Below are 22,694 nucleotides of genomic sequence, written 5' to 3'. Positions count from 1 at the left end.
TCCCTGTTACTGCTTGACCGTGCGGGAGGCCCGGCGACGGGACCAGATCAGACCACCCGCGATACCGGCCGTGGCACCCGCGAGGATGAGCACGGGGGTGTCGACGGACGACGACTCCGCGGCGGCCACCGGTGCGGTGGCACCGCCACCCGCGTGCGACGGACCGTGCGGACGACCGTGGTGGTCGCGGCCGTGGTCGTGGTCGCCGTGGTGCCGGCCGTGGTCCTCGTGGTGACCCCGGCCCTCGTGGTCACGGCCGTGGTCGCGACCGTGGTCGTCGTCCCGCCCGTGGTCGCGGTCACGGCCGTGGTCGTCGTCCCGGCCTTCGTGGCTGCGGCCGTGGTCGTCTTCCTTGCCGTGGTCGTCGTGTCCGTCACGACCGCGGTCCTCGTTCCAGCCGTCGTCGTGGTCACGCCCCTTGTTCCGGTCGTGGTCGTCGTCCCGGCCGTCGTGGTCGCGGCCGTGGTCGTCGTCCCGGCCGTGGTCACGGTCACCGTGGTCGCGGTCGTGGTCGCCGTGCTTGACGACCTGGCCGGCCGAGGGGACCGAGGGGGCTTCGAGGGCGTAGGCGGCGGCGGGTGCCGCACAGACGGCGACCGCCGTCAGAGTGCCGCAGAGAGCGGTACGAATTGACTTCATTGGGTGTACCTCCTTGATCCGAGGTTCACCCGGCACCCTCCCGGCGGCATCCGGAGGGTAGCCGTATTGCTCCATTCGGTGACGCGGCTGGTCCGAGCGGGGGAAGGACACGCCGGAAAGGGGCTGAACATAGGGGCTTCGGGGGTTCTCGGGGCCCCGGCGGAGGACCGGGCGTGTCGGGCGTGTCGGCGGGGCGGGGGGACAGCGCGGGAGCCGCTGCCCCAACGCCCTTGCATCTCAGGCGGTTTGAGGACTGCCGGCCCGGTCCTCCGTCAGGACCGCCCGGAGGACGTGCCGGGCGTTCCGCGTCATCGCCGGGTTGGACGTCCGGTAGTGGGGGAGGGCGATCAGGGCCTGGGAGAGGGCCCGGCCGCGGCCGCGGCGCCAGGCGGCGTCGTCCACGCCGAGCGCGTCGCGGAAGACCTCGCGGGCGGCGGACGGGAGCAGGTTCCACGCGGGGAACAGGTCGCAGGCCGGGTCGCCCGTCCCCGCGCACCCGAAGTCGATGACGGCCGCCAGCCGGCCCCCGGCCACCAGGAGGTTGCCCGGCATCAGGTCGGCGTGCAGCCACACCGGCGGCCCGGCCTCGCCGGGGGCGCCCAGCGCGTCCTCCCAGACGGCGAGCGCGGCGTCGCCGTCGACGTCCTCCTCGGGGGTCCGGCGCAGCGCGTCCACCGCGGCCCGGGTCGCCGCGTCGAGCGCGTCGAGCGGTCCGCCGCGGTGTGCCCGCGGCGGCGTCCCGGGCAGGCCGAGGCCCCGCATCGCCGCCACGAACCCGGCCAGGTCCGCGGCGAGCCCCATCGGATCGTCGAGTGACCCCTCCTCGGGGACCCGCCCCGGCAGCCACCGGTACACCGACCACGGCCACGGATACCCCTCGGCGGGCTCCCCGGCCCCGACCACCTCGGGCACGGCGACGGGCAGCCGGGGCGCCAGGAGCGGCAGCCACTCGCGCTCCCGCAGGAGGTCCGCGACGCCGCCCTCGGCCAACGGCAACCGGACCAGCAGCTCGTCGCCCAGCCGGTACACGGCGTTGACCGTGCCCCCGGACGGCAGCCGCTCCACCGGCAGGCCCGCCCAGCGCGGAAACCGCCCGGCGACCAGCCGGCGGACGAGGTCGTCGTCGATGCTCATGGGGGGTCATCCGACCGGTGGGTGCGGGAGGAGGTCAACCGCTTTTCCCGGCGCGGCGCGCGGGGGCGGACCGATCGGCGAAACCCTCAGGGGTGGAGGGGGTTTCGGGAGCGACGGGACCCCTCGGGCCGGCGGGTCCCCTCGGGGGCGACGAAGCCCCTCTCCCGGTGGCGGGGAGAGGGGCGTGAGGTCACTTCTTCCGGCGCTTGCGGGGCGCGGGGATGAGCGGGGCCTCGGTCTCGCGGGCCGCGGCGAAGAAGGGGGCCATCGCTTCTTCGTACTGCTTCAGGGATTCGGGACCCAGGTCGACTTCGAGCCACTTGGGCACCTGGATTTCCTTGATTTCCGTCACCGGCGAACCGTCCTCGTCCACCTCCCCGGTAAGGTCCTCCATTTCCTCGGGAACCGTCACCGCGAACTTGACCGTGGTCAGGTTGTCGGTGACCTCGGGGGCGAGGTCGTCGAAATCGATGCGCTGCACGTAAATCGGCGTCGTGATCGTCTGACCACCGACCTCGATCGTCTTCACCCCCTCCTCCACGTTGGGCTGACCCTTGTGGGTTTCGTCTACCTCGATGAATTTGGTGCCCATGGACGGCGCCTTTCCTTTTGCCGGTATGCGCTCAAATTCTAGTGGAGCCGGGGCAGTTGACGCCAATTCAGATAAGGGCGCTCCATCGTTCGTGGCGGGCGGGGCGATTCCGTACGGGGGCCGTTTTCGTACGGGAGGGCCCGAATCGCCGGGAACCGGGACGCCCTGTCGCTCCGCGGCCGCGCCGGTCGCTCCACCCGTTCGGCCCCCATGCCGCCGTGCGAGCGGTCTCCCGGCCGGCCGCCCACCGGGAGGGCCGAGCGCCCTCAGCCCGGCTTTTCGAGCACGAAAGCCGAATAGCGCACACCGCGCGCCACCGACTGGTGCGCGTCGATGGTGGCGATGACGGCCCGCCAGTCGGCTTCGCCGAACTCCCGCAGCCCGGGCCAGCGCAGGCACAGCATGCCGCGGCCACCCTGGGTCGCCGCCATGCGCGTCAGCAACGTGCCCAGGCGCATGGAGTGCCCGACGACCGGACGGGTCCAGTCGAGCGTGCGCCGGACCGCGAACCCGGCCCGCTCCGCGTGTGCCCGGTAGCGTGCCAGCGGCTCGATGCCCTCGATCTGCCAGGCGGCCCGTACCAGGCCCCGCGGATCGAGTTGTCGGATCGTGTCCGGGTCCGCGGTGAGCCAGGTGAAGTCGACCAGGACCATGCGGCCCCCGGACACAGTGCCCTGAACGACTCGGTCAGGAACGTCCGGCGGCCGGCCGGGGTGAAGTGGAAGGCCGCTTCGAGGCAGTGCACCCGGTCGAACGACGCCTCCGGCACGGTGAAGCCCGGCGCCCACCAGGGGCGGGACGTGACGTCGGCTACGGCGAAGTCGGTATTCGGCGCCCCGCCGTACCGGCGGCGGGCCTGCGCGATCTGCTGGGCGCTGATGTCCACCCCGAGGGCGGCGCAGCCCGCCGCCCCCAGGCGGGCCGTGGTGTGACCGCGCCCGCAGCAGGCGTCCAGCACCCGGTGGCCGGCGCGCGCCTGGAGCAGCGTCAGGCTCCGTGTCTCCAGTTGACGCTGGAAGAACGCCACACCGCTGACGAGCGCCGGCAGCGTGGGGAGGGTGTAGTAGCCGAGGTTGACCAGCGCGCCCCACCCCATGTGCCGGAGCAGGCGGAAGAAGGGATTGGAGTCGCTGTAGGAAGCGGCCAGCCGGTCGTGGTCCATCGTCTTCCCCTTGGGTCCTCGCGGTGCCGGTTGGTTCCTCGCGGTGCCGGCGAACTCGACGCACCGTGCTCGGCCCGGGGCGGCCCCGGGCCCAGGGCGGACGTGCGCGTCCGCCATCCGGCTGCCGGTCGAGCGGTGACCGGGCAGCCGGGGGGATGTGGCGTACGGCGCCGAGGTCTTCACTCATACACCGGAAAAACCCCGCGTGGAACCGGGCCCGGTCGGCCGGCGGGCGGGCCTCCGACGTCACGTTCCGCCGCTCCGTCGCCGGGCGGAGCGAGCACCATTTCGAAGCCGGTGAATTCGGGAATCAAGGGGCGGAGGGGGCGCGCGCGAATCGTTTGCCGGCGTTCGCCTCCGTACGCCGGGACAACGACGCGCGGGCGAGGGCGAGTTCCGGGAGGCACGGCGTTCGATGCCAAGGGCTTCGGCGGCGCCGGGCAGTGAAAAGACGCCGGGCAGTGAAAAAGCGAGGAGAAGCCTCTCCTCGCCACTCTCAACATATAGCGCACCGGGGGGCTTGCGGCAAGGCCCCGGTGGTGGCGCAGAATCGTCGGCCGATGCCACAAGCCGCGGAAATGGGGCGCAAGACATGGATGTGCTGTTGTCGACGCAGAAGGCCGGGACAGCGCGGGAGACGCCGGTGAAGCGACCGGCCGCCGCGGTACGACGGAGCACGGCCGCCCCGGAGGTGGCGCGATGAGCGAGCGGTACGTGCTGGACCTCCGGGAGGCCGACGAGACGCTGACCGCTGTCGTCGGCGGCAAAGGCGCCCACCTGGGCGCGCTGTCGCGGATCGACGGCATCCGCGTGCCGGACGGGTTCTGTGTGACGACGGACGCCTTCCGGCGAATCATCGCGGAAGCGCCGTCGATCGACGGTCCGCTCGATCGGCTGGCGCGCGTGGACCCGGACGACCGGGAGGCGGTCCGCACGCTCAGCGCGGAGATCCGCCGCACCATCGAAGGGATCGCCGTCCCGGACGATGTCGCGGCGGCGATCACCCGGGCGCTCGCCCGGCTCGGCGAGCAGGCCGCCTGCGCCGTCCGGTCCAGCGCCACGGCGGAGGACCTGCCGACGGCCTCCTTCGCCGGCCAGCAGGACACGTACCTGAACGTCGTGGGACCGGCGGCGGTCCTCCGGCACGTCAGCCGGTGCTGGGCCTCGCTGTTCACCGAGCGGGCCGTGACCTACCGCCGGCGGAACGGCATCGACCACCGTACGGTCCGCATGGCCGTGGTCGTCCAGCGGATGGTCTTCCCGCGCTCGGCCGGCATCCTGTTCACGGCCGACCCCGTCACGGGAAACCGGAAGGTCGCCACCGTGGACGCCGGCTTCGGCCTCGGTGAGGCCCTGGTCTCCGGCCTGGTGAACCCGGACGTCCTCAAGGTGCGGGACGACGAGGTCGTCGCCAGGACGATCGCCGCGAAACGGCGCGCCGTTCACGCCCTGCCCGGTGGTGGTACGCGGGAGGCGGCGGTCGACGCCCGGCAGCGGGAGCAGCCGGCGCTGACGGACGCGGAGGCCGTGCGGCTCGTGCGGCTCGGACGGCGGATCGAAGCGCACTTCGGCCGTCCGCAGGACATCGAGTGGTGCCTGGCCGACGACGGCTTCCACATCGTCCAGAGCCGGCCGATCACCACGCTGTTCCCCGTCCCCGAGACCGGTGACCAGGAGAACCACGTCTACGTCTCCGTCGGGCACGGGCAGATGATGACGGACCCCATGAGGCCCCTGGGCCTCTCCATGTGGCGGCTGACGGCCATGGTGCCCATGCACGAGGCCGGGGGGAGGCTGTTCGTCGACGTCACCCGGCGCCTGGCCTCGCCCGCGAGCCGCGCCGCCCTCCTGGACGTCATGGGCAGGGGCGATCCGCTGGTCAGGGACGCGCTGGAGACCGTCCTCGACCGCGACGACTTCGTCGCGTCGCTCCCGGACGCGGCTCCCGGCAGGCCACCGGCCGGCGGTGCGTCGGCCGTCGGCGCGTCGGCCGGTGGCGCGCCCGCCCCGCTCGAGAACGATCCGGCCATCGTCACCGAGCTGATCCGGCGCAGCCGGGCGTCCCTCGCCACCCTGGAGCGCGACATCCGGACGAAGACCGGACCGGCGTTGTTCGACTACCTGCCGGAGGCGTTCGAGGAGCACAAGCGGGTCCTCGGCGATCCGCTGAGCATGCGGGTGATCACGGCGGGGATGGAAGCCACGTGGTGGCTCAACGACAAGCTGGAGGAGTGGCTGGGGGAGAAGAGCGCGGCCGACACGCTCACCCTGTCCGCCCCCGGCAACGTCACGTCGGAGATGGGGCTGGCGCTGCTCGACGTCGCGGACGTGATCCGCCCGTGGCCGGAGGTGGTGGCGTTCCTGAAGGGCGTGGAGGACGACGATTTCCTCGACGAGTTGCCGAAGCTGCCGGGCGGGACCGAAGCGCGCGACGCCATCGCGGCCTATCTCGACCGGTACGGCATGCGCTGCGTCGGCGAGATCGACATCACGAGGCCGCGTTGGCGCGAACGTCCCACCACGCTCGTGCCCGTCATCCTCGACAGCGTCAGGAACTTCGAACCGGGCGCCGCCGGGCGGCGCTTCGAACAGGGGCGGCGGAAGGCGGAGGAGAAGGAACGGGACGTACTGTCGCGCTTGCGGGCCCTGCCGGACGGGGACCGGAAGGCCGACGAGACCAAGCGGATGATCGACCGCGTCAGGACCTTCATCGGATACCGGGAGTACCCGAAGTACGACATCGTCAGCCGCTACTTCGCCTACAAACAGGCCCTGTTGGAGGAGGCGGGCCGTCTCGTGCGGGCCGGCGTGCTCGCCGAGAAGGAGGACATCTTCTACCTCACCTTCCGGGAACTCCACGACGTCGTGCGCACGCACCGGCTGGACGGCCGGCTCGTCCGGCGGCGCAAGGACGCGTTCCGCTCGTACCACGCGCTCACCCCTCCCCGAGTTCTCACGTCGGACGGCGAGGCCGTCACCGGCGCGTACCGGCGCGACGACGCGCCGCCCGGCGCCCTGATCGGCCTGCCGGTCTCCGCCGGGACCGTCGAGGGCAGGGCCCGCGTCATCCTCGACATGGCGGACGCCGACCTCGAAGCGGGCGACATCCTGGTCACCGCCTTCACCGACCCCAGCTGGTCACCGCTGTTCGTCGGAATCGCGGGCCTGGTGACGGAGGTGGGCGGCCTGATGACCCACGGCGCGGTGGTCGCCCGGGAGTACGGCCTGCCGGCCGTCGTGGGCGTGGAACGGGCCACCCGGCTGATCCGGGACGGGCAGCGCATCCGTGTGCACGGAACCGATGGGTACGTCGAAATTCTGCCGTGACCGACCGGACCGGGAAGAACCGAAGTGGATCTCGGGGGCAGGATCTCGGCGAGAGCGTTTGAGCGCATCCACCCCTGCATCAACATCTCGTACTACCATGCGATCGGGGGACCTACGGTGACTCGGCGTGCGCGCGGAGTCACCGACGCATCCGCATGCCGTACTGGCTCCTCCCACGACCGAAATTCTCGCAGTCCGGCAGGAGCCCGACATGCCCTATACGGCAGAGATCAGCCGCAACAACCCGGCGAGCATCGTTTTCCTCGTCGATCAGTCGACCTCCATGAGCGACCCCATCGGCGGTGAGGTACCGCAGCAGAAGGCCGATGTCGTGGCTGATGCCATCAACCGGCTCCTCACCGAGCTTTCAGTCAAGTGCGCGAAGGAGGAAGGCGTTCGCGACTACTTCCACGTCGCAGTCATCGGTTACGGCGCCACCGTCGGTTCGGCTTTCGCCGGCGCACTCGCCGGACGGGACATCGTTCCCCTCAGTGAGGTGGCGGACAACCCTGCCCGTGTCGACGAGCGCAGCAAGAAGGTGCCCGACGGCGCGGGTGGTCTGGTGGAGACCGTGGTCAACTTTCCGCTCTGGATGGACCCGGTTGCCCACGGTGGAACCCCGATGAACCGGGCTCTCCAGTACGCGGAGAACCTCGTCGCCGACTGGACCGAACGCTACCCCGCCGGCTTCCCGCCCATCGTCATCAACTTGACGGACGGGGAGTCGACGGATGGAGACCCGACTGCGGCAGCCGAGGCCATCACCTCGCACGCCACGGCCGACGGTGCGGCGTTGCTGTTCAACTTGCACGTCTCCGCGGCGGGGGGAACACCCACCGCCTTCCCCGACAGCGCGGACGGCCTTCCCGACAGCTACGCCCGCACACTGTTCTCCATGTCGAGCCCTTTGCCCACTCATATGCGTTCCTACGCCGCATCCCAGGGCATGCGCGTCAGCGAGACCACCCGAGGTTTTGTCTACAACGCGGACATCACCACGGTCGTGCAGTTCCTCGACATCGGTACGCGCGCCACCGAACTGCGGTGACGGCACCGCCTCCCTGCGTGTTCGTCACGCACCTCGTAGCACCCAAGTGCGGGAGCACGGACGAGGAATGCGAGGATTCCGTCGTCGTGCTTCCCGACCACCCACACGACCAGATGCTGCGGCAACCGCTGACCGCAGGCATCTGTGACGGCGCGACAGAGAGCGTTCTGGCCAGGGACTGGGCCCGGCTGCTGTCCCGCGCGGCGGCCGAACACGCCATGGAGCATCCGGACCTGCTGGCCGGGGGCCCGGCCTTCGAGGAGTTCGCGTCGTCGACGGTGGCTCAGTGGGATCCCTGGCTCGTGCAGTACACACAGGCGCGCGTGGCGGAAGGGCGCCCACTGAAGTGGTACGAGCACAACAAGCTCGCCGAAGGCGCCTACGCGACCCTACTCGCCGTGCGCGTCGATCCGGAACCCGGTCGGGGATCGAACGCGGGCTCCGAGGAGTCCGGGCCCGCGTGGCGCTGGCGAGCGGCCGCACTGGGCGACAGTTGCCTGTTTCACCTGCGCGACGACCGGCTGGTACAAGCGTTTCCGGTGGAAACGGCCGAAGAATTCGGCACCGCGCCGGATCTCTTCGGCAGTCGAAACCATGACGCGGCACTGCTGGCCTGCCGTACTCGGTTCACCGAAGGCCGATGCCAGCCCGGCGACCGGCTGCTCCTGATGACGGACGCATTGGCGGCATGGTTCCTGTCGTCCCCTGACCGGGATGTCGCCGTAAGCCAGTTGCTGGAGTTTTCCGGGCCCGAGGACCTGAGCGGTTTCATCGACTGGCTGGACGGTCTCAGGGATCGTCAGGAGCTGCGCAACGACGATGTGGCCGTCGTACGGATCGATTTCGAAGGACGGTGAACGTGGGCTCGCCCACCGGCCGGCAGAGGCAGTTCCCCAGTGGCGCCGCCTACGCGGAGGCCCTGCAGCACACGGACTTGTGTTTCGAACACCCTGAGCTCAGGGGCGCGAAGCCGGAATTGACCAAGCTCGGCTTGCCCCGCGCCATCTCCGGTGCTTTCGCGAGCGTATTCTCGTTGACCTCGGCCGCGTCGGGTCGACGGTACGCGGTCAAATGCTTCACCCGGCATGTCCCCGACCAGGAATCGCGTTATCAGGCCATCAGTGACAGGCTCGCGCGGCTTGAGCCGGCCGAGCTCTCCCAGCCGTGGAATCTCGGCTTCGAATACCTTCCCGACGCGATCGGCGTCGGCTCGCAGCGCTACCCGGTCCTGAAGATGGAGTGGACCGATGCCGTCACCCTGTCCTCCTGGCTCGACGACCATCACTCCGACCGGTTCGCGGTCGACCGTCTTGCCGACCGATTCGAGGCTGTGGTCCGCGACCTGGCTGAACACGAGATCGCCCATGGTGACCTTCAGCATGGCAATCTGCTCGTCGCAAGCGATGACACCTTCCGGTTGGTCGACTACGACGGCATGTATGTGCCGGCGCTGGCGGGCTTCGGCGGCACCGAACGCGGTCACCGCAACTACCAGTCGCCCATGCGTGGAAACGATGACTTCGGGGCGGCAATGGACCGGTTCTCCGCCTGGGTCATCTTCATGTCGCTGAAGGCGATCGCCGTCGACCCGCCTCTATGGCGTCGGCTGCACCAGCCCAGCGGCGAATTCCTGCTGCTCACTGAGGAGGACTTCAAAAATCCGGGCGGCTCCACAGGACTGCGAACGCTGCTCGCCCATCCGGACTCGACGGTGAGTGGACTTGCCGACCGGGTGCGGTCCTTGGCGTTCCAGCCATTGGAACTGCTACCCCCGCTCGCCGATGCGATCCCCAGGCAGCGGGGTGCCGCGGCGACGACTACTTCGGCATCCGGTCCCCCGAAAACCGCGTCTCCGGCTGAGGGGAGACTGCCCGACTGGATGTCCGGGCACGTACCTTCGCAAGCCGCGCCCGCATCGGCGGCGCCTTCCACCAGTTCACCGGATGGCTTCCGAATCCGGACGGCGTCGGACGTCGTCGCGGCCGTGCTCTGGCCGTTGTCCTTGGTCGTGGCGGTCCTGGTGACACTCACAGGATTTCCGTCCCCTTTGATCGGAGCCGCAGGTGCCGTCATCGCCGCGGCCCTGTTCACCGCCTTCGCGTGGAGCCGCCGCGCGGAGCGGGTTCGGTCACGAGCCGTCCTGATCGGACTGCAGACGGAATTGGCCAGGCTTGACGACTCTGTCAAGGCAGCGGAAAAACTGCGCAAGGACAAGGCGACGTTCGACGCGGCGGAGACGAAGCGGACCGCCGCGCACTCGCAGGCGCAGGACAGGCTCACAGCCCAGTACCACGCCGCGCTCAAGGAGGCCGAGAAGCGTAAGGTCCGTCGGCAGAGGGAGGTTGACAAGGCGATCGACGGGCTCTCGGAGGAACTGCGCAAAGCCCTGGGTAAAGCGCTCGCCGACAAGCAGTCCGCTTACGTCCGGGACCAACTTGGTCGTCGGACGATCGCGCAGTCTCCGCCGCACGGTATCGGGCCGAAACTCGCCGCTCGTCTTGCGGCAGCGGGTATCCGGACGGCAGCCGACTTCAAGGGTTACCGTCCCGTGCACAACACCTCTTACAACACCACCGGTGCTGTACTTGTTCTGAGCAACGGCCGCGCAGTCAACGTACAGGGAATCGGCGAGGCCAAGGCCATCGCTCTCGACATCTGGCGGCAAAACCTGTTGGCGGCCGCCGTCGCCCGGCAGCCGAGTGCTCTCAGTGCGGCGGAACGACAGCAGACCGAGCAAAGCATTGCCCTCCGCCGAGCCCGACTCGCCGACCGGCGAAAGGCGGTGGAGGCTGAGGCCGAGGACTCGCGTAAAGAGGCGCGGAGGCATTTGGATGCCGGTCAGGAACGACTCGCCCATGAGAACGCGCTGGCGGGAGATCGGGCTCGGCGGCAGCGGCGGGAGTTCGGCCGGCGTACGGTCGAGCTTCAACAGGACAGCGCGCTGCACGCCACGCTGAGTGCCTCCTTGCAGGCCGCCGAGCTCCACCACCGCGGTCTGTCGGTCGCCTGCTATCTGCGGTTCCTCTATACGGGTCGCTGAAATCTGCGAAGTGCATATAACAAAGCACGGTCGCCCTGGACCGCCTACCGAGCACCCGTCTCCTGCTCCGGCATGAAGGGGTGGCGGTTCCTCCGGGAAATACGCGTGACGCCCTGTCGCGAAAACCTCGAGTCAGGCTCTAGCCTGAATCAGGCAACCTGTTTCCTCGGCAGGGTAATCCGCGTGCGCAGGGAGATCGATGTCGAAAAAAATTACCATCGTTTCCGTGGGGCTTCGCGGGGACATTCAGCCGCTCGCCGCGCTGGGCGTAGCCCTGAAGGGGAGGGGTTTCGATGTGCAATTGATCGGGGCCGGCCGTTACGCGGATACCGTGCGCGGCACCGGAGTGGTGTACTCCGCTGTGGAACCGGACCCCGATGCGCTTCTCATGTCCTCCGGCGGGCAGCGGTTGCTGGGGTGCGGGGACGATCCCGTGGCTTTCGCGCGGTGGATGCGGCGGGTGGGCGGGCCCGCCGCGGATCGGTTGTTCGAGGAGATTTCCTCGGTCGCGGAGCCGAGTGACTGTGTCATTCACTCGCCGTTCGCGGTTCCGGCGCAGAGCCTCGCGGAGTGCTGGGGGCCGCGTCGTTCGCGGCGTCGTTCGTTCCGCTCCGTCCCACCCGTCATTTCTCGCCGAGCGGACTGGGGCGTTCCCTGGGGGCCGTGGGCAACGTGTGGAGTCTCCTGCTCGCCGAGCAGGTGATCTGGCAGATGTTCCGCCGGCGCGTCAACGCGTGGCGGACGGGCACGCTGGGCCTTCCTCCATGGCCTTTCGGGGGGCCGTTCGGTCAGTGGCGTCGTCAATCGCGACCCACCTTGTACTGCTACAGCCCGTCCGTGCTGCCGGCCCCTCCCGACTGGCCTTCGAGTGAACACGTCACGGGGTATTGGCTGTTCGACACTCCGCCCGGCTGGGAACCGCCCCACGAGCTGGCGGAATTCCTGGCAGTCCAGGGCCCGCCGGTCGTCTACGTCGGCTTCGGGAGCATGCTCACCGATGATCCGGCGCGCCGGTACGAGCTGGTTCGTGACGCCTTGAGCAAAGCGGGTGTACGGGGCGTGCTGCTCGGGGATCCCGGAGTGACGCCTTCGGACGAGCTCGTTCACGTCGTCCCTGGCGTTCCGCATTCCTGGCTCTTTCCCCGGATGGCCGCGGTCGTCCATCACGGGGGAGCCAGCACCGTGGGCGCCGGTCTGACGGCGGGAGTTCCCACGGTCGTCTGCCCCCATTTCCTCGACCAGCCGTTCTGGGGGTCCCTCGTGCACGGGCTGGGGGTGGGGCCGCGTCCGATTCCGGCTCCCGAGCTGACCGCCCGCAATCTGGCGGGAGCCATCGTGCGGGCGGTGAACGACCAGGACATGCGCGGCAGGGCCGAGCGGCTCGGTCAGCGGCTGCGAGCGGAGTCCGGTATCGAGACGGCCTGCGACATCGTGGAGCGGTCCCTCGACCCGACGCGGAGCCGGGTCGCGTTGACCAGTTGACGAGTCGGCCAGCTGACGAGGGGCGTACCAGTGAGCGCTTTCAAGACGGTCGTCGTGGCCGGCGGAGCGGGTTTCCTCGGCTCCCATCTGTGCCGCCGGCTGCTCGCCGACGGCCACGGTGTCGTGTGTGTGGACAACCTGAGCACCGGCAGCCTGGACAACATCGACGACCTGGCGGCGTGCAGTGATTTCCGGTTCGTTCGCGCGGATGTGGTCGAACCCCTCGCCGTCCAGGGCGATGTCGCGGCGGTCTGCCATCTGGCGTCGCCCGCCTCTCCCCGCGCCTATCTGGCGCGTCCCGTGGAAACGCTTCTCGCCGGATCGGCCGGAACGCGGCACACGCTGGAACTCGCCCGTGAGAAACAGGCGCGTTATCTCCTGGCCTCGACGAGCGAGGTCTACGGCGATCCGCGGATTCATCCGCAGCCCGAATGCTATTGGGGCCATGTCAATCCGATCGGGCCGCGCAGCGTGTACGACGAGGCCAAGCGTTTCGCGGAAGCCCTCACGACCGCCTACCGCAAGACCCACGGCGTGGACACCGCCATCGCCCGCATCTTCAACACCTATGGTCCGGGTATGCGGGCCGACGACGGCAGGATCGTCCCCACCTTCATCCGGCAGGCCGTGGCAGGCGAACCGATCACCGTCCATGGGGACGGCAGCCAGACCCGTTCCCTGTGTTACGTCGATGACACGGTGGAAGGTCTGGTCCGTCTGCTCCGCTCTTCCCACCACGGTCCGGTGAACATCGGAAACCCGCGGGAACTGAGCGTGCGGCGCGTCGCCGAAATGGTCCGGGAGGTGACGGGCTCCCGTTCCCCGATCGCGTCGCTGCCCAGGATGGTCGACGACCCGGAAATCCGGTGTCCCGACATCAGCCTCGCCGCCGAAACGCTCGGCTGGCAACCATCCGTGTCTTTGGAGCTCGGCCTGCGCGTCACCGCCGGCCACCTGCTCGGCACAAAGCACCCGCATGACGGTTCGGCGTTCACACGAACAGGTGGCGACGGGATCCGTCCGAGTGAACGGTGTCCGAACGCACCGGCCGGCTGCTGAACACTTCCGGTGATCTTGCCCTTTCCGCCTTCGGACACATTTCCCTGTGAGGAGATTCATGGTTGAGCCGGCCGAATCCGTCGCCATCATCGGAACCGCCTGCCGGCTGCCGGGCGGCATCAGCGACCTGGACGGCTTGTGGAGCGCCCTGGCCAAGGGAGAGGACCTGGTCGGCGAGGTTCCTCCGGACCGTTTCGACAGGGCGGACTTCCTGGACGGAGGCCGGCGCCGGCCCAGTCGCTCCTACACCCTGGCCGGCGGTTTTCTGCCGGACGTCCAGGGATTCGACTGCGAGTTCTTCCGCGGTATCTCCCCGCGGGAAGCCGTGCACATGGATCCGCAGCAGAGGCTGCTGCTGGAGATGGCGATCGAGGCGCTCGACGACGCGGGCGTCGACCCGGCGGACTGCGCCGGATCCGACGGCTCCGTCTTCGTCGGCTGCTCCAGCCACGACTTCGGCAGCCTCGGGCAGCTCAGACCGGCCATCGGCGACGTCTACTCGATGTCGGGCGTCGCCGTCGCCAACACGGCCAACCGCATCTCCCACCTGCTGGACTGGCACGGGGAGAGCTTCGCGCTCGACACCGCCTGCTCGTCGGCGCTCACCGCGATCCACCGGGCCTGCGAGCACCTGGCCTCCGGCCGGACCCGGCTGGCGCTGGCCGGCGGCATCAACGTCCTCCTCGTCCCCTGGGTGTTCACCGGTTTCTCCGGCGCGTCGATGCTGTCGCCGACCGGCCGGTGCCGGGCCTTCTCGGCCGACGCCGACGGGTACGTCCGCTCCGAGGGCGGTGGCCTGCTGCTCCTGAAGCGGCTGTCCGACGCCCTGGCCGACGGCGACCGCGTGCACGCGGTCATCCTCGGCAGCGGAGCCAACAACGACGGCCGCACCTCCGGCATCGCCCTCCCGAACGGGCAGGCGCAGCAGCGGCTGCTGACGTCCACATACGCGAAGGCGGCCGTACACCCGGACCGCCTCGTGTACATGGAGGCGCACGGGACGGGAACCGCGATCGGCGACCCGATCGAGTGCGAGGCCATCGGACGTGCGCTGGGAGCGTCCCGTACGGTCGGGCCGCTGCCCGTCGGATCGGTGAAGACCAACCTCGGCCACCTGGAGGCGGCTTCCGGGGTCCCGGGGCTGCTGAAGGCGATCCTCGTGCTCCGGCACGGCAAGGTGCCGCCCACACTGCACGCCGAACCACTCAACCCGCACATCGACTTCCAGGGACTCGGCCTCAGCCCCACCGTCCGTCCAAGGCCCGTCGAGGTGACTCCCACGGCCGTCGTCGGGGTCAACTCCTTCGGCTTCGGCGGCGCCAACGCGCACGTGCTCCTCGGGCCGGCGCCCGCCGGCTCCCGCCCGCGGCCGGCGGCTGGGGGCCCGCTCCCCGTGATGGTCACCGCCCGCGGCGAGAAGGCGCTCGCCGAGGCGTGCGACCGACTGGCCGAGAAGCTGACGGAGGCCGATCCGAGCACCTTCTACCGGCTCGCCCACACCACGCTCCACCGCCGGGCCCGGCACGACCACCGCACCGTGGTCCTCGCCGAGACCGGCCGGGAAGCGGCGTCGGCCCTGCTCGGAGCCGCCCAAGGCGAGCGTCCCGCGGCGGGTTCGGCCACGGCGAAGGCCGTACGGCACGGCCGTGTGGCGTTCGCCTTCTCCGGCAACGGGTCGCAGTGGCCCGGCATGGGCGCGGAACTGCTCCGCACCGACCCCGTGTTCCGGCGGGCCGTCCAGGACGTCGCGGACGTCCTGGACCCGCTGCTGGGCTGGTCGGTGATCGACGCGATGGCGGCGGGCGACGCGGAACGGCTGGCGTCGACGTACGTCGCGCAGCCGCTGCTGTTCGCCCACCAACTCGGCGTCGTGGCGGTGCTGCGCGCCCACGGCGTACGGCCGGAGGGGGTCGTCGGCCACAGCGTCGGGGAGATCGCCGCCGCCCACGTGGCCGGCGCGCTCGACCTGGCGGCCGCCGCCCGCGTGGTCGCCGAGCGGAGCCGCGCGCAGGAGGCCACGGCCGGCACGGGACGCATGGCGGCCGTCGGACTGTCCGAGCAGGAACTGCACGCCGAACTCCCGGCGTACGAGGGCCATGTGGAACTGGCCGGGGTCAACAGCCGTACCGACACCACGGTCGCCGGGCGGGCCGCCGAGGTAAAACTGCTCGGGCGGCGCCTGCACGAGCGGGGCGTGTTCGCGCGCGAGCTCGACCTGGACTACGCCTTCCACAGCGCCGCCATGGACCCCATCAGGGAACCGCTGCTCGGCGCGCTGGCCGGCCTGTCGCCCGCGAAGCCGTCGATGCCCTTCGCCTCCACGGTGACCGGCGGCATCCTGGACGGCTCCCGGCCCCTGGACGCCGAGTACTGGTGGCGGAACGTCCGCGAGCCCGTGCGCTTCGCACCGGCCGTCGAAGCGCTGGCGGCCGACGACTTCGACGTCTTCGTCGAGATCGGTCCCCACGCGGTGCTCGGCCCCTACCTGCGCCGACTGACCCAAGGCGGTTCCGCGCACCGCGAGGTCGTGAAGACGGGCTCCCGGCGCGCCGACGGCCCCGCCGCCCTCCGGGGCACCGTCGCCCACCTGCTGGCCGCCGGCGCCCCCGTCGACGTGAGCGGGCACTTCCCCGAGCCCGTCGAACCGGTGGGTCTGCCCGCCTACCCCTGGCAGCGCGAACGGCACTGGAACGCGGACCCCAGCTGGTGGTCCGGCATCAGCAGCGACGGCGTCACCCTGCACCCGCTCCTCGGCCAGCGCGCCGTCACGGCCGAACCCGCCTGGCACGGCGTACTGAGCACGGTACGGACCCCCTGGCTGTCCGAGCACCGGATCGGCCCGACCACCGTGCTGCCGGCCACCGGCTACCTCGAAACGGCGCTCGCGGCCGGTCACCGGCTCCTGGACACGGACCGGTTGGAGGTCACCGACCTCTTGGTCACCAGCGCCTGCGTCCTGCCCGGCCAGGGCAGCACCGACGACCTGCTGCTCCAGACCGGCGTCGAACCGCGGACCGGCACCGTGACCATCGCCGGCCGCACCAGGGAGGACGGCCCCTGGCAGCACCACGCGCAGGGGCGGGTGCGACGTCTGCTGCGCCCGGAGCCCGCGCCGCTCGACCTGCCCGCCTTGCGCGACCGGCTCCACCCCGAACCGCTGCCGGCCGCCACGCTCTACGAAGGACTGGCCGGCAGCGGCATCACACACGGCCCCGCCTTCCAGGTCCTCACCGAGTTCCGCGTCGGCGACGGGGAACTCCTCGCCTCCTACCGCACCGACCAGGACACGGGCGGCTACCTCGCCCACCCGGTGGTGACCGACGGCGCCCTGCAGGCCGGGGCGCCGCTCCTGGCCGAACTCACCGGCGCCGCGCTGTTCCTGCCCGCACAGCTGACGGCCGTACGCCTGTGGCACCGGCCGGCCCCCGAGGGCCACCTGCACCTACGGCTCGTCACGGCGACGGACCGGGAGGCCGTCTGGGACGTGACGCTGACCGACCCCGACGGCCGGGTCCGCGTGGAACTGGAAGGCTGCCGGCTGCGCCGCTTCGACCAGCACACCGAGGATCCGACGGCCCTGCAGGAACTGGTGCTCCGGGCGGCGCCACGGGACGCCGCCGGGCCCGTGTCCCTCCCCGCCCCGGCCGAACTGCTGGCCCGGACCGCCTCCGCACGGGCGCGCCTGCGCGACCGTACCGAGGACCGCTACGAGCAGGTGGCCGCCCGCGCCGCGGAGATCGCCGCGGTCTTCGCCAAGCAGGCGGTGGAGGAACTGCTGCCGGGACGCGCCGAGTTCACCGTCGACGACCTGTGCGCCGCCGGCGCGCTCCCGAAGTTCCGCCCCTACCTGCGGCGGCTGGCCCGCTTCATGTGCGACTTCGGCGTGGCCGACCGCGTCGGCGAGGGCCGGTGGCGCCTCACCGGGACGTCCGCCGTCGAGGACACCCGGCAAGGGGTCCGCGCCCTGATCGCGGACCTGCCCGAGGCGCTGACCATGACGCTGCCGGGCCTGCGCTGCGGGTTGCGGCTGCCCCGGCTGCTGCGGGGGGAGGAGGACCCGCGCGAGGTCTTCTTCGGCGAGGCCGACCAGCACTTCCTCACCCGGCTCTACACCAACGCGTCCAACCTCCGCCTGCACAACGCCTACGCCGCGCGGCTGGTCGGCGCGATGGCCGACCACTGGCCCGGCGACCGGCCGCTGCGCGTCCTGGAAGTGGGCGCCGGAACCGGTGGCATGACGGCCGCGCTGCTGCCCGTGCTGCCTCCCGAACGCACCCGGTACCTGTTCACGGACCGCTCGGCCGGCTTCCTGGCGAAGGCGAAGGCCCGGTTCGCCGCGTACGACTTCGTCGAGTACGGCACCTTCGACCTCGACGCGGACCCCCGTGAACAGGGCCACGCACCGGGCCACTTCGACCTCGTCGTCGCCGCCAACGCCCTGCACACCGCCAAGGACGTGGGCGCGGCGGCGGAGCGGCTCGGGACGCTGCTCGCCGACGGGGGCATGCTGCTCGCGCTGGAGAGCCACGACAGCGACTGGGTGTCCACGTTCTTCGGCGTGCTGGACGACTACTGGGACTACACGGACACCGACCTCCGCGAGGACTCCCCACTTCTCCGGCGCGACCAGTGGAAGTGCCTGCTGTCCGCGCGCGGATTCGACGCGGTGGCCTGCACCGGCGAGGCACCGGACGTCCCCCGGGCAAGCGACTCGGTGATCCTGGCCCGGCGCACCGGGTCTGTTGTGCCGGACGAGTCGGCTGTGGTGGATGGGACTTCTGCGTCCACTGCGACCGATGTGCTCACTGCATCCGGCGTGTCCACTGCATCCGGCGTGTCCACTGCGTCCGGCGTGTCCACTGCATCCGACGTGCCCGCCGCCCGCACCGCCTCCACCACCCCCTCCTGCGAGCCGCCCGCCGCCGCACCGGCCCCTGACGGACGGTGGCTGGTGGCAGCGGCGGCACCAGGGGAGCTGTCCGACCGCCTCGCCCACGGTCTCGGCACCCGGCCGCTGCCGTGGGCCACGGACTGGGCGGCGGCCGTGTCCTCCGGTCCCTCCTCAGAACCGTCCAGCCCCTCCGAGCCCTCCAGCCCCTCCGACCCCTCCAGCCCCTCCGAGCCGGACTCCGCCGTCCGTCTGGTCCTGCTCCTCGAAGAAGCCGATCTGGCCGGCGAGGGGACCGACCCCGCCCATGCCATCACCACCGCGGCCTGCCGCATCCGCGACGCCATGACCGCCCTGAGCGTCCACAAGGACGTGGCGGTCTGGCTGGTGCTGCCGCCGACCGGCATCTTCCCGGCCCCCGAGCGACCGGGGACGCCCGAGGCGGCCGCCGTGTGGGCGCTCGGCCGTACCGTCGCCGGCGAGTACCCCGCGGTCACGGTGCGGATGATCTCGCTGGAGCGTTCCGGGGACGCCGGCCGCGACGCGGCACGGCTGCTCGCCGAACTGCGCGATCCGGGGCCCGAACACGAGATCGTGCTGACCGGCGGCGGCCGGTTCGTCCCCCGGTTCACCACGGTCGCCCCGCCGCTCCGCCGGCAGGCCGACGGGTACCGGCTGAGCCTGCGCGACCCCGGCATGTCCCACCGCCTCGTCTGGGAACCGCAGGACGTTCCGGCGCCCGCGGCCGGCGAGGTGCTGGTCGCCGTGCGCGCCGCCGCCCTGAACTACCGCGACGTGATGCTGGCCACCGGACTCATCCCGGACGACCGGCCGATGCCCGGCCACCAGGGGCCCTCCCTGGGCCTGGAGGGCGCCGGCGAGGTGGTCGCCGTCGGACCGGGCGTGACCGGCCTCGCCCCGGGGACCGGGTCTTCGGCACCGGCGTCGGCTGGTTCGCCTCCCACGTCGTCCTCCGGCCGGAACAGCTGGGCCGCGTCCCGGAACGGATGTCCTTCACCGAAGCGGCCACCCTGCCCGCCGTCTTCCTCACCGTCCAGTACGGGCTGGAGCGCCTGGCCCGCCTGCGCGAGGGCGAACGGGTCCTGGTCCACGGAGCGGCCGGCGGCGTGGGCCTGGCGGCCCTGCAGTACGCGTGGTCCGTCGACGCCGAGGTCGTCGCCACCGCGGGCACCCCGGGCAAACGGGACCTGCTGCGGATGCTCGGCGTCCGGCACGTCCTCGACTCGCGGGACCTCCGCTTCGCCGAGGACGTCCGCGAGCTGACCGGCGGTCCGGGCGTGGACGTGGTGCTGAACTCGCTGGCCGGCGAGGCCATCGCCCGCGGGCTGGAGTGCCTGCGCCCGGGCGGCCGGTTCGTCGAGCTCGGCAAGCGCGACCTGTACGCCAACACGCCGCTGCTGCTCGGCCCGTTCCGGCGCAACATCGCCTACTTCGGGGTCGATGTGGCGACCCTGCCGGAGCAGCTCCCCGAGGTCGCGGCCGAGGAGTTCACCGAGCTGTGCCGCCGCGTCACCGACGGCCGCTACCGGCCGCTGCCCCACCAGGCGTACGCCGCCGAAGCGGTCACCGAGGCGTTCCGCTCGCTGCGGCACTCCAAGCACCTGGGCAAGGTCATCGTCGAACTGGGCGAGCCGGTGCCCGTAGCCCAGCCGGTACCGCCCGTGGAACCGGATCCCGCCGGAAGCTACCTGGTCACCGGGGGCTGAGCGGGCTCGGCGCGGCCCTGGCGGAACACCTGGCGCGGCGCGGGGCCCGGCACCTCGTCCTCGTCGGCCGGCGCGGCGCGGACTCGCCCGAGGCGCCGGCGCTGCTGACGCGCCTCGCGGAGGCCGGGGCGCGGGTGACCGCGGTCGCCGCGGACGTGGGCGACCGCGAGGCGATGCGCGAGGTGTTCGCCGACGCGGACGGCGCCGGGCGGCCGGTGCGGGGCGTCCTGCACGCCGCCATGGTCCTCGACGACGCCCCGCTCGCGGAGCTGACGGCCGAACGCTTCGACGCCGTCCTGCACCCGAAGGTGCGGGGAGCCGCCGTGCTGTCCGAGCTGACCACCGACCGGGACCTGGACTTCTTCCAGGTCTGTTCCTCCGTGACCACCCTGGGCGGCAACAAGCTCCAGGGGGCCTACGTCGCCGCCAACGCCTACCTCGAAGCCCTGGTCCGCCGGCGGCGCGCGGAAGGCCGGCCCGGAACCGCCCAGGTCCTGGGAGCCGTCGCGGAGACCGGCTTCGTCGTCCGCAGCGGTCTGGCGCCGACGCTGCACCGCATGGGCCTGGGCTCGGTGGCGCCGGCGCGGATCTGGTGGGCGTTCGAGCGGCAGCTCGCGCACGGACCGGACGTCGGGGTCTTCGGCCGGATGGACTGGGAACGGGTGGGGCAGCTGTTCGCCGGCCTCAACCGGCCCGCCTTCGCCGCCTACCTGCGGGACACGAGCCGCACGGGCGTGAGCCGCGCCGAGGCGCTGCGGTCCAGGATCGCGGGACTCCCCGACGACGAGGCGGCGGACATCGTCTGCGCCGAGCTGGCGTCCCTGGTGGCCGAGGTCCTCCAGACCACCCCGAACGCGTCGACCGCACCTGCAAGCTGGACCGGTTGGGCCTCGACTCGCTGATGGTCGTCGAACTGTCCGTCGCCGTGGACCGCATGCTCGGGTGCACCGTGCCCGTCCTGGAACTCGTCGCGGCGAACTGCCTCGACGACCTCGCGCGCCGCATCCTGCCGCTGGTGAACGGAGGCACCCGGTGAACGGCGTTCCCGCCCGCCCGGCCGTCAAGCTCGACGAACTCCCCTGGTGGCGGCCGCTGGTGGTGCAGCTCGCCGGGCGGCCGCACCCGGACGACAGGGCCCTGGGCGTCTTCGTCCGGCACCTCATGGCGGCGTTCGAGGAACAGGGGCACACCGTCGTGGAGTCCTCGCACGGCGACGTCGACCTGCTGCTGATCGTCACCCACATCCCCGCCGGCCCCGAGCCGCTGTGCGACCGGGTTCCCGAGGAGATCCCGCCGCTGAGCGCCAGGACCCGCGGCGAACTGGGCCTGCACGTCGGCTCGCGCCGGACCGTCGTGCTCGCCCAGGTCCCCGAGCGGCTGACCGGACTGCGGCACAGCGACGCGGTCGAGATCGGGCGGACGGTCATGGGACGCACCGCCGCCCCGCGGGTGGTCCTGCTCGGCGACGACGGACGGGAGGCCGCCCTGTTCACCCTGGAAGGCGGCCATCCCACGGAAACCGAGGAGTTGCCCGACCGGATCCGCGACCGGCTGGTCACCGCCGCCTGCGCGCGGGACGTCGGCGACCGCTACGACGTGGTTCCCGACGCCCTGTCCGCCACCGCCTGGGCGGACTCCCCGGCACCGGGCGAACTGGCCGCCGCCGGGCGGCGGATGGGCGAACTCGGGCTGCTGCCGGAACCCGTCCGGATCGACCGCTACGTCTCCGACGGCCTCGCCGCGCTGTACCGCGAGTACCTGGGCTGGAAACGCCTCAGCGAAGGCATGCTGTTCCTCTACGACCCCGGCCTCGACGCCGTCGTCGTCACCGCCTCCGGCAGCTGGGACGTCGACAAGCGGGCGCTGCGGGCGGACGAGGTCACCGTCCTCCACCCGCGTCCGCACGGCGACCGGCTGCGCGTCCTCGCTCCCGAGGGCGTCGACCCGAAGGGGCCGTCGGTGGAGGCGTGGGAGGTGTGCGCCCTCCTCGCGGCCGCCCCGACCGTCCGGCTGGGCCGGACGGCGGACGGGCACTGGGTGCCCGACCCGCGCGGGGAACGCACCGCCCCGCTCATCCGCGGCGGCGTGCACGCCCATGTGGGAGTCGGCCGGGCCGACGCCACGGTGATCGAGTCGGTGCCCCCCAACCGGGACCTGTACCCCTACGGCTTCGGCTGCGGTACGGACCTGATGGCCGATGTGGCCGCCGACACCGTCGCCCGGTCGCGCGCGCTCAACGACCCCGAGGACCCCCGGCGGTACGTCCGCTGGCCGATGCTCTACCACGGTGAAATGGCGGTCGAACTATGGAAACCCGGCCTTCCCCGAGAACCGCTCCAGGGGCTGCTGGACGCCTACGCCCGGTCCGTCGGGTACACCCCGGACCACGTCGACCAGCCCCTGTAGGAGGGGTCGGGGGTGTAGCCCGTGACGGTTCCCCGTCGGTCCGTCCGGTTGACAGCGGCCGTCACCCGCTCGTGCTGAGCGGCCGCCCCCGGGCGTACGGCGTCCGGGCCGCCCGGCCGGCGGTGTCGCCCGCGCGGGGACGTCCCCGGGGCGGCCGGCCGGGGCGGGGGAGCGCCGGCCGGTCCCGTCG

General features: G+C 71.6%; 15 protein-coding genes and 1 pseudogene. 11 read left to right on the top strand and 5 right to left on the bottom strand.

All coding sequences use genetic code 11. From position 1 onward, the window contains the following. Positions 1-6 precede the first annotated feature (6 nt). The 5 genes from ACQEVS_RS04875 to ACQEVS_RS04855 all read right to left on the bottom strand — a co-directional run bounded on the left by ACQEVS_RS04875 (position 7) and on the right by ACQEVS_RS04855 (position 3,527). Entirely contained in the window at positions 7-639 is a 633-nt protein-coding gene (locus ACQEVS_RS04875) for a hypothetical protein (protein ID WP_433015676.1), read from the bottom strand. A gap of 237 nt (positions 640-876) precedes the next feature. Next, positions 877-1,773, bottom strand: a complete 897-nt coding sequence (locus ACQEVS_RS04870) for an aminoglycoside phosphotransferase family protein (RefSeq protein ID WP_433015673.1) — start codon at positions 1,771-1,773, stop codon at positions 877-879. Between the two features lie 190 nt (positions 1,774-1,963). Beyond that, positions 1,964-2,365, bottom strand: a complete 402-nt coding sequence (locus tag ACQEVS_RS04865) for a hypothetical protein (protein ID WP_185944471.1) — start codon at positions 2,363-2,365, stop codon at positions 1,964-1,966. A gap of 266 nt (positions 2,366-2,631) precedes the next feature. After that, complete coding sequence (locus ACQEVS_RS04860) at positions 2,632-2,796, bottom strand: hypothetical protein (protein ID WP_433015669.1); 165 nt, start codon at positions 2,794-2,796, stop codon at positions 2,632-2,634. 5 nt (positions 2,797-2,801) lie between these two features. After that, complete coding sequence (locus ACQEVS_RS04855; RefSeq protein ID WP_433015666.1) at positions 2,802-3,527, bottom strand: class I SAM-dependent methyltransferase; 726 nt, start codon at positions 3,525-3,527, stop codon at positions 2,802-2,804. Between the two features lie 699 nt (positions 3,528-4,226). On the opposite strand from ACQEVS_RS04855, the gene rph reads away from it, so the two are divergent. From rph to ACQEVS_RS04800, 11 genes and pseudogenes are all read left to right on the top strand, one after another. Further along, complete coding sequence (rph, locus tag ACQEVS_RS04850; protein ID WP_433015663.1) at positions 4,227-6,854, top strand: rifamycin-inactivating phosphotransferase; 2,628 nt, start codon at positions 4,227-4,229, stop codon at positions 6,852-6,854. Positions 6,855-7,065: 211 nt separating this feature from the next. Continuing rightward, the gene (locus tag ACQEVS_RS04845) at positions 7,066-7,902 is read left to right on the top strand and encodes a vWA domain-containing protein (protein WP_433015660.1); all 837 of its coding nucleotides are present in this window, start codon (positions 7,066-7,068) and stop codon (positions 7,900-7,902) included. 86 nt (positions 7,903-7,988) lie between these two features. After that, positions 7,989-8,759, top strand: a complete 771-nt coding sequence (locus ACQEVS_RS04840) for a hypothetical protein (protein ID WP_433015657.1) — start codon at positions 7,989-7,991, stop codon at positions 8,757-8,759. Positions 8,760-8,761: 2 nt separating this feature from the next. Next, positions 8,762-10,942: a hypothetical protein gene (locus ACQEVS_RS04835; protein WP_433015654.1), complete on the top strand. Its 2,181-nt coding sequence runs from the start codon at positions 8,762-8,764 to the stop codon at positions 10,940-10,942. A 663-nt stretch (positions 10,943-11,605) separates the two neighbouring features. Then, positions 11,606-12,424: a glycosyltransferase gene (locus tag ACQEVS_RS04830; RefSeq protein ID WP_433015651.1), complete on the top strand. Its 819-nt coding sequence runs from the start codon at positions 11,606-11,608 to the stop codon at positions 12,422-12,424. Positions 12,425-12,454: 30 nt separating this feature from the next. Further along, positions 12,455-13,483: a UDP-glucuronic acid decarboxylase family protein gene (locus tag ACQEVS_RS04825; protein ID WP_433015648.1), complete on the top strand. Its 1,029-nt coding sequence runs from the start codon at positions 12,455-12,457 to the stop codon at positions 13,481-13,483. A 58-nt stretch (positions 13,484-13,541) separates the two neighbouring features. Beyond that, the gene (locus ACQEVS_RS04820) at positions 13,542-19,655 is read left to right on the top strand and encodes a beta-ketoacyl synthase N-terminal-like domain-containing protein (RefSeq protein ID WP_433015645.1); all 6,114 of its coding nucleotides are present in this window, start codon (positions 13,542-13,544) and stop codon (positions 19,653-19,655) included. Continuing rightward, positions 19,556-20,098, top strand: a pseudogene (locus tag ACQEVS_RS04815) (zinc-binding dehydrogenase); the annotation flags it as partial. The gene ACQEVS_RS04820 and the pseudogene ACQEVS_RS04815, both read left to right, overlap by 100 nt. Continuing rightward, the gene (locus ACQEVS_RS04810; protein ID WP_433027275.1) at positions 20,095-21,000 is read left to right on the top strand and encodes a ketoreductase domain-containing protein; all 906 of its coding nucleotides are present in this window, start codon (positions 20,095-20,097) and stop codon (positions 20,998-21,000) included. The pseudogene ACQEVS_RS04815 and the gene ACQEVS_RS04810, both read left to right, overlap by 4 nt. Further along, positions 20,982-21,134 carry a phosphopantetheine-binding protein gene (locus tag ACQEVS_RS04805; protein WP_433015643.1) on the top strand — a complete coding sequence of 51 codons (153 nt, stop codon included), beginning with the start codon at positions 20,982-20,984 and terminating at the stop codon, positions 21,132-21,134. Before ACQEVS_RS04810 ends, ACQEVS_RS04805 begins: the two co-directional genes overlap by 19 nt. Then, entirely contained in the window at positions 21,131-22,504 is a 1,374-nt protein-coding gene (locus ACQEVS_RS04800; protein WP_433015640.1) for a hypothetical protein, read from the top strand. The genes ACQEVS_RS04805 and ACQEVS_RS04800 overlap by 4 nt, the downstream gene beginning before the upstream one ends. The last annotated feature ends 190 nt before the right edge of the window (positions 22,505-22,694 follow it).

The organism is Streptomyces sp. CA-181903 (genome assembly GCF_050937075.1).
Taxonomy (GTDB): Bacteria; Actinomycetota; Actinomycetes; order Streptomycetales; family Streptomycetaceae; genus Streptomyces.
This window is presented reverse-complemented; position numbering and strand designations above follow the sequence as displayed.

Excerpts from the sequence above, each read along its gene's own strand:
- ACQEVS_RS04875 (WP_433015676.1), bottom strand. The coding sequence starts at position 639 with ATGAAGTCAATTCGTACCGCTCTCTGCGGCACTCTGACGGCGGTCGCC.
- ACQEVS_RS04870 (WP_433015673.1), bottom strand. The coding sequence starts at position 1,773 with ATGAGCATCGACGACGACCTCGTCCGCCGGCTGGTCGCCGGGCGGTTT.
- ACQEVS_RS04855 (WP_433015666.1), bottom strand. The coding sequence starts at position 3,527 with ATGGACCACGACCGGCTGGCCGCTTCCTACAGCGACTCCAATCCCTTC.
- ACQEVS_RS04845 (WP_433015660.1), top strand. The coding sequence starts at position 7,066 with ATGCCCTATACGGCAGAGATCAGCCGCAACAACCCGGCGAGCATCGTT.
- ACQEVS_RS04860 (WP_433015669.1), bottom strand. The coding sequence starts at position 2,796 with ATGGCGGCGACCCAGGGTGGCCGCGGCATGCTGTGCCTGCGCTGGCCC.
- ACQEVS_RS04865 (WP_185944471.1), bottom strand. The coding sequence starts at position 2,365 with ATGGGCACCAAATTCATCGAGGTAGACGAAACCCACAAGGGTCAGCCC.
- ACQEVS_RS04820 (WP_433015645.1), top strand. The coding sequence starts at position 13,542 with ATGGTTGAGCCGGCCGAATCCGTCGCCATCATCGGAACCGCCTGCCGG.
- rph (WP_433015663.1), top strand. The coding sequence starts at position 4,227 with ATGAGCGAGCGGTACGTGCTGGACCTCCGGGAGGCCGACGAGACGCTG.